The sequence below is a fragment of the Neptunomonas sp. genome (genome assembly GCF_041601355.1).
Classification (GTDB): Bacteria; Pseudomonadota; Gammaproteobacteria; order Pseudomonadales; family Balneatricaceae; genus Neptunomonas.
This window is the reverse complement of record NZ_JBFIIH010000165.1, coordinates 1-7,078: the sequence shown is the minus strand read 5'-3', so window position 1 is coordinate 7,078 and position 7,078 is coordinate 1. Positions and strand designations below refer to the sequence as shown.

Here is a 7,078-nt window from a genome sequence, read left to right as displayed (position 1 = left end):
ACCAACTGCACGGTATAAGTATTAGGCGTAATGTCGATAATCTGCCCACGGAAAATATCAGCGGTACGCTTAACTTCCGCCCGAAATGCTCCCGCTGCCTTGAACTTGATCATCATCAATTCACGCTCAATGTGTTCGCCTTCGGTCAGATCAACAACTTTAACCACATCGATCAGTTTATTGAGCTGTTTAGTAATCTGCTCAACAACTCTATCATCACCTACCGTGGTTACGGTCAAACGTGACAGTGTCTCATCATCGGTTGGCGCAACGGTCAGCGATTCAATGTTGAAGTTACGCTGAGAGAACAAACCCACTACGCGAGACAGTGCACCCGGTTCGTTTTCAAGAAGAACAGAAATGATATGACGCATATTTAAGTCCTCTCCGTTTTACTCAGCCACATGTCACGCATAGAACCGCGCGGTACCTGCATAGGGTAGACATGCTCATGTGGATCAACCGTAATATCCATAAACACCAGACGATCTTTCATAGCAAAGGCTTTTACCATTGCGGCTTCCAAGTCAGAATATTTATCGACCTTAATACCGACATGACCATACGACTCCACCAGCTTGACGAAATCAGGCAGCGACTTCATATAAGACTGAGAATGACGGGATTCGTAGTTCATATCCTGCCACTGACGCACCATGCCTAACGAACCATTGTTCAGACAAATGATTTTGACTGGAATGTCATATTGATTACAGGTCGATAACTCCTGAATATTCATCTGGATACTACCTTCACCCGTCACACAGGCAACATCAGCATCCGGGAAGTTCATTTTCACACCCATTGCTGCCGGCAGGCCGAACCCCATCGTGCCCAAGCCACCCGAGTTAATCCAGCGATTCGGTTTATTAAACTTATAGTACTGCGCCGCAAACATCTGGTGCTGCCCTACATCCGAGCAGACATAAGCATCGCCGCCGGTTACTTTGCTGAGCATTTCGATAACCTGTTGAGGCTTCATCAACTCAGAATCGTCGGTAAGGAAACGCCCACCATGACGTGTACGCCATTCATTAATTTGCGCCCACCAGGTTTTATTGGCTTCCTGATCCGGCGTCTTTTTACTGGCTTTCAGCAGCTGCAGCATCTCTTCAAGAACCGCTTTTGCAGGACCAACAATGGGCACATCTGCGCGAATAGTTTTCGAGATTGAAGCCGGATCCACATCTATATGAACAATTTTGGCGGTAGGACAGAATTTATCAACACCATTGGTTACACGGTCATCAAAACGTGCACCAATCGCCAGAATCAAGTCGCTGTGATGCATCACCATATTGGCTTCATAACTGCCATGCATACCGAGCATACCAACGAAAAGCGGATCCGTTCCCGGATACCCCCCCAACCCCATCAGGGTATTGGTAACAGGATAATTCAGCGCTCGAGCCAATTCGGTTAATTCCTCGCTGGCATCGCCCATAATGACACCACCACCCGTATAGATAATCGGGCGCTTAGCACTCATCAACAGATCAAACGCTTTCTTGATTTGTCCGCTATGGCCTTTGGTCACCGGGTTATATGAACGCAGCTTGACTTGCTTGGGGAATACATACGGAAAACGATCCGTTGGGTTGGTCATATCCTTAGGAATATCGACCACAACCGGCCCGGGACGACCCGTTTCTGCAATATGAAATGCTTTACGAATAATCTCAGGGATTTCTTCTACACTTCGTACGCTGAAGTTATGCTTCACAATCGGACGGGAAATACCGATCATGTCCGTTTCCTGAAACGCATCTTCACCGATCAGATGACTCATTACCTGACCGGTAATGACCACCATAGGAATTGAATCCATATACGCCGTTGCGATACCCGTTACTGCATTGGTTGCGCCAGGCCCAGATGTCACTAACGCAACACCCGCCTTACCGGTCGCGCGCGCATAGGCATCAGCCATATGTGTTGCTGCTTGCTCGTGGCGCACCAGAATATGCTCTACTTCATCCTGCTGGAAAATTGCATCATAGACATGAAGCAACGCTCCGCCCGGATATCCATAGATAAATTTCACACCCTCATCACGAAGAGCGCGAACAAGCATTTCTGCGCCTGATAGTAATTCCACTTTCTTACCCTCTAGTCGACACCGATCTCGTCGGTGAGTAAACAGTTCAGAGATTCTGCAATAATGAACATGTTCAGGCCGCTGTGCGATGATGACGCAAGAACAGCGGAAAACCAAAAGCACACCATGTGTATTGGCCCATGTCCGGATGAATGCAGGCTAAGGATCTCTTAACCGGCAGACCTTCTGAAACTTAAGCTGGGTAGTGCTTACTCAATGTTGTTCCAAACAATCCTGAGAACTGTTTAGCCAACATTAGTTTCGCCATTTGTTTCGGGGTCCCCTACTGCAAACGAGCGAAGAAAAATAGCCCAGCATTCTCTCATTTTGCGTACTATTGATCAACCTCAGGAACACGCTTTGCATACAGCAGATGCACATAGACAAAAGTCAGGTTATATTGTCTGAAAAAATTACTGGAGATTGGCCCATGAGTGTTGCACAAATTAAAAACAAAGAGCGAGTCATTAAAGAACTCACCCTATTCATTCGCAAGGTATTTTCTGAACCTGAAATATGCACGATAGCCAAAGACATTGCCCGCAAGCATCTTAAAAGCCCAAACGCTAATGTACTCATCGCGGACGAACTATCATCACTGACTAACGTGAAAATTCCGGCAGAGCACAGCGAGGCCGATGAACTGTTTCTGGATCTGCTAAAAGAGATCGTGAGGGATGAAACCGCCCTTTATTAATAAGCCCTGTTTTATTAAAAGGGCCACGATTAATAGGGCCGCGTTTTTTCAAAGCTACTCCGGCACGAGCCATCTTTCTTGTGGCTCGTCTACTTCTGGCTGCGCCAGCATATGATAGAGCCAGGGCATTACCGTGGCAATTTTCTGATCCAGTTGCCACGGCGGGTTAATCAACAACATGCCACTGCCGGACATGCGTTGCGAGCCTGAATCCTGTACATAAAATTCGGACTGAAATACTCTGCGAACTCCCGAAGCCACAATATTATTAATCATGTCCTGGTGCTGACCCGCTTTTAAAATAGGGTACCAGATTGCAATACTGCCATTTGACCAGCGAGCCAACAATTGCTGAGCAAATTTTGCGACCTGCTTATACTCAGTTTTCACCTCATAAGAGGGATCAATAAACACCAGTCCCCGATTAGGTTTAGGCGGCATCATAGATAGTACCCCTTCGTAACCATCGCGATGATGTACAGCCACCTGAGCCAGGCCTCTGAAATGTTGTTTTACCTGCTGGTATTCCGCCGGATGTAACTCCATCACAGCAAGGCGATCAGAAGCACGTGCCAGCATCGATGCAATTGATGGCGAGCCTGGATAAAACCTCAACTCTTTATCCTGATTCACCGCTTGTACTTGCGCTATATAAGGGCGGATTGCATCGGGCATATCCTGCTTATTCCAGAGTTTACCTATCCCTGCCAGGTACTCACCGGTTTTTTGTGCTTTGTCGTCGGCCAAGTCATACAGGGCACACCCCCCATGGGTCTCAAGATAACTCCAGGGCTTATCTTTCAGATTAAGGGCCTCGAGTATTAACGCCAATATCATGTGCTTATGCACATCCGCAAAATTACCGGCATGGAAGCCATGTTGATAGCTAAGCACCTTAGCACCCCTACTTAATTAGATTTGCGCCTATTATCGCTGCCATCTCATCTATGCAAAAGGTACAATGCTCAACTTTGTCATTTTTCGTAACTATCTATGCAAAACGCTACCCAATACAAGCTGTTTTCCAAGCGAAAGCTACTTCCCTGGACCGTCGGCATTCTGATCTTTATTGCCATGTTGGTAACGGTCGAATATATCGTAGGGTGGACGGCTGTGTTCGCCCAGTGGAAAACCATGCCACTGAGCACCCTGATACCTGCACTCATACTGTTCGCCGCCAGCTACTTGTTGCGCGCCTGGCGCATATACGATCTATGCCAACCCGATTTAAAGGGGCGGTTCATCAGCGTACTTAAATTAAGCGTCCTTCATCTTTATGCCAATAACATGCTGCCGATGCGTTTAGGAGAGGGATTATTCCCAATTTTGATGAAACGCTACTTTGCGGTTGGTTTTGCTGAAGGTTTTGCACGCCTCATTTGGCTAAGAGTTCTGGATCTGATCATCGCCGGCGCTCTGGTAGCGGTGACCTTCAGCTACTTTTTTCCTCTTTTTTCATTATTAGCTGTCGTACTTGGCACACTCTTCATGCTTTTACTCTACGCCCTGTACCGAACCAAAGGGCGACAATGGCTGATTCAGCACTCTTTTTACCCTAAAATTGAACCGATGATAAGCCAGCTTAAAAATACAGCCCCTCAAAATCGCCGGCAACTTTTCCGGGTTATCATCTGGACGTTTCTCTCCTGGGGTTGCAAACTTGCCTCTTTAATAATGATCACCCGCGCATTGCAATCACTCAGCGTTTTTGAAGCGCTGGCTGGAGTGCTGGGCGCGGAACTAAGCAGCATATTACCCATCCATGGTGTTGCTGGTAGCGGTAGCTTCGAAGCCGCCTTTATGGCCGGTCTCGCCCCCATAGGACTTCTCAGTACTGAAGTATTGGGGCTAGCGGTCAATTTACACCTGTTTATACTAGGGGCAACATCACTCTTTGCCCTGTTATGTTTCTGGATTCCCGTTGCCAAGCCAACGAGAGAGGATATCTCAATATGATCGACATAATTGACACGCCAACTGACACGACATCAACCGACACCGTTGCTGACAACCCTTGTAACCAGAGCCTTTCAGTGGTTGTACCTTTCTATAATGAAGAGGAAAACATTAAACCCTTCATGGAAGAGGTACACGCCGCACTAAAAGACTATCCGGGCCAATGGGAATTGATCGCTGTTAATGATGGCAGTAACGATGGAACTACCCAGGCGCTGGATAAAGCCGTATCTGAGTATGGCGACCATGTACACGCGATCCATTTTGCGCGTAATTTTGGCCAGACGGCAGCGATGCAGGCAGGTATTGATGCTGCACGCGGCGATCTGATTGCCACACTGGATGGAGACTTGCAAAACGATCCTGCCGATATTCCGAAGCTGATTGTTGCGCTAGAAGAACGCGATCTGGATATGATCAGCGGCTGGCGTAAAGATCGCCAGGACGGTGCCATCAACCGTAAATTACCGTCACGCATCGCCAACTGGCTAATCCGCAAAAACACCGGCGTTTATGTTAACGATTACGGCTGCAGCCTGAAAGTTTACCGCTCCTGGGTTATCAAGCAAGTGCACTTAATTGGTGAGATGCATCGCTTCATTCCGGCATGGGTGGCCTGCGTCACCTCTCCGGATCGTATCAGTGACATGCCGGTTAACCATCGTGCCCGTCAGTTCGGCGAATCAAAATACGGCATCTCGCGTACCATCCGCGTTATTCTGGACCTGTTAGCCGTATTTTTCTTCATGCGCTTTTCGCGACGTCCCGGGCATTTCTTTGGCTCAATCGGGCTGTTTTTAGGTGCCATTGGCGGTCTTATTCTGACCTACCTGTTTGGGGTAAAAATCTTTATGGGAGAAGATATCGGCAATCGTCCATTACTCTTCACCGGCATCCTCTTTGTCATGACCAGTGCACAATTGATAACTACCGGCGTTCTGGCTGAGATACTCACCCGCAGTACGGCTCACGCAAAAATGCCTGTCCGCCCATCGGCCAGCGCTCCTGCTGTGAGGGGTTGGTGTGAATAACTCGCTGCCACAGGAAGGGCTAATCAAGCTCCTGCTCTCAACTCCCGTACTCATATTACTGGCACTGGTCAGCACGTTTGGTTATGCCGCCTGGTTACCACTGTTTGATCTGGATGAAGGTGCCTTCACCACCGCCACACGCGAAATGATTGAAACCGGCAACTGGATCTCAACCTACATGAATGGGGTGCCCAGACACGATAAACCCATTTTAATTTACTGGCTCCAGGCGCTCAGCGTATCTAATTTTGGCCTCAACACTTTCAGTTTGCGACTGCCGTCCTGCTTAGCGGCACTGGCCTGGATCTGGATCAGTTATCGTTTTGTCAAAGAACAAAGAGACGATACCGAAGCACGCTTGATGGTATGGTTATTAGCATCCCTGCCCTTAGCCAGTATTATCTTTAAAGCCGCCATTGCCGATGCGCTGCTGAACTTCCTGTTATGTGCAACTTTCTTCGATATCTATCGGTATTTCCAGCGCGCCGATAACGCCACTCTGCTGCGTATCGGTATCTGGCTGGGATTAGGCTTTCTCACCAAAGGCCCGATTGCCTGCGCACTGCCTCTGATTGCCAGTTTGGTTTTATTCGCCTTTGAAGGTCGCTTTAAAGACTGGCTTAAAGCCGTTTTTCACCCGATCATTATTATCACTTTTATAGTGATTGTTTTGCCCTGGCATATCGCCGTCTATCTGGATCAGGGCTGGGAGTTCTTTAAAGGCTTCTACCTGAAACATAATATTGATCGCTTCAGCACAACGATGGAAAGCCACGGTGGTAAGCCCTATTACTACATAATGCTGCTGCCACTATTACTCGTGCCTTTTACAGGATTGATTGCCCCTGTCATCAAGTCACTGTTTAAACAGCGACCACGAGGACTAGAGCTATACCTGATCACGTGGTTTCTTTTAGTGCTGGTTATTTTCTCATTTTCTAAAACACAACTGCCGCATTACATTCTGTATGGGGTTACACCGATACTCTTTTTGATGGCACGACACCTTCTCAATGCCGGGTTCTGGTCATTATTAGCACCTGCACTGACTATTCTGCTTGTCAGCCTACTTCCTTTACTTTCCGGCTACGCGGCTGAGCAATCGAACAAACCTTTTGATAAAGCAGTACTTGAACTCGCCACAACAGAGTACAACACTGCTTTTCAGGCAGTCACTGTATCAGGTCTGTTATTGATCGTTGGATTATATTTTTTCAAAAACACAAGCTATCCGGCCCGCCTTCTTGCAGGCGCTGCCGGAAGCATGCTGATGTTTAATTTTTTATTACTACCGTT

The 7,078-nt window shown here is 47.7% G+C and carries 7 protein-coding genes; 4 read left to right on the top strand and 3 right to left on the bottom strand.

All coding sequences use genetic code 11. The features are described 5' to 3' along the window. Both ilvN and ABY436_RS17990 read right to left on the bottom strand, forming a co-directional pair. The coding region (gene ilvN / locus ABY436_RS17995; RefSeq protein WP_372740314.1) for an acetolactate synthase small subunit at window positions 1–374 on the bottom strand (374 nt) is incomplete at its 3' end. 2 nt (window positions 375–376) lie between these two features. Next, the gene (locus tag ABY436_RS17990) at window positions 377–2,098 is read right to left on the bottom strand and encodes an acetolactate synthase 3 large subunit (protein ID WP_372740313.1); all 1,722 of its coding nucleotides are present in this window, start codon (window positions 2,096–2,098) and stop codon (window positions 377–379) included. A 430-nt stretch (window positions 2,099–2,528) separates the two neighbouring features. Between ABY436_RS17990 and ABY436_RS17985 the strand changes: the two genes are divergently transcribed. Continuing rightward, complete coding sequence (locus ABY436_RS17985) at window positions 2,529–2,795, top strand: hypothetical protein (RefSeq protein ID WP_372740312.1); 267 nt, start codon at window positions 2,529–2,531, stop codon at window positions 2,793–2,795. A gap of 54 nt (window positions 2,796–2,849) precedes the next feature. Here the strand turns inward: ABY436_RS17985 and ABY436_RS17980 are convergent, their stop codons facing one another. Beyond that, on the bottom strand, window positions 2,850–3,689 hold the full coding sequence (locus ABY436_RS17980) for a 23S rRNA (adenine(2030)-N(6))-methyltransferase RlmJ (RefSeq protein ID WP_372740311.1): 840 nt from the start codon (window positions 3,687–3,689) through the stop codon (window positions 2,850–2,852). A gap of 99 nt (window positions 3,690–3,788) precedes the next feature. Between ABY436_RS17980 and ABY436_RS17975 the strand changes: the two genes are divergently transcribed. From ABY436_RS17975 to ABY436_RS17965, 3 genes are all read left to right on the top strand, one after another. Then, window positions 3,789–4,751 carry a lysylphosphatidylglycerol synthase transmembrane domain-containing protein gene (locus ABY436_RS17975; RefSeq protein WP_372740310.1) on the top strand — a complete coding sequence of 321 codons (963 nt, stop codon included), beginning with the start codon at window positions 3,789–3,791 and terminating at the stop codon, window positions 4,749–4,751. Beyond that, the gene (locus tag ABY436_RS17970) at window positions 4,748–5,782 is read left to right on the top strand and encodes a glycosyltransferase family 2 protein (protein ID WP_372740309.1); all 1,035 of its coding nucleotides are present in this window, start codon (window positions 4,748–4,750) and stop codon (window positions 5,780–5,782) included. The genes ABY436_RS17975 and ABY436_RS17970 overlap by 4 nt, the downstream gene beginning before the upstream one ends. Continuing rightward, window positions 5,775–7,078: ArnT family glycosyltransferase (locus ABY436_RS17965; RefSeq protein WP_372740308.1), on the top strand; the 1,304-nt coding region annotated here is incomplete at its 3' end. The genes ABY436_RS17970 and ABY436_RS17965, both read left to right, overlap by 8 nt.

Excerpts from the sequence above, each read along its gene's own strand:
- ABY436_RS17985 (WP_372740312.1), top strand. The coding sequence starts at position 2,529 with ATGAGTGTTGCACAAATTAAAAACAAAGAGCGAGTCATTAAAGAACTC.
- ABY436_RS17975 (WP_372740310.1), top strand. The coding sequence starts at position 3,789 with ATGCAAAACGCTACCCAATACAAGCTGTTTTCCAAGCGAAAGCTACTT.
- ABY436_RS17970 (WP_372740309.1), top strand. The coding sequence starts at position 4,748 with ATGATCGACATAATTGACACGCCAACTGACACGACATCAACCGACACC.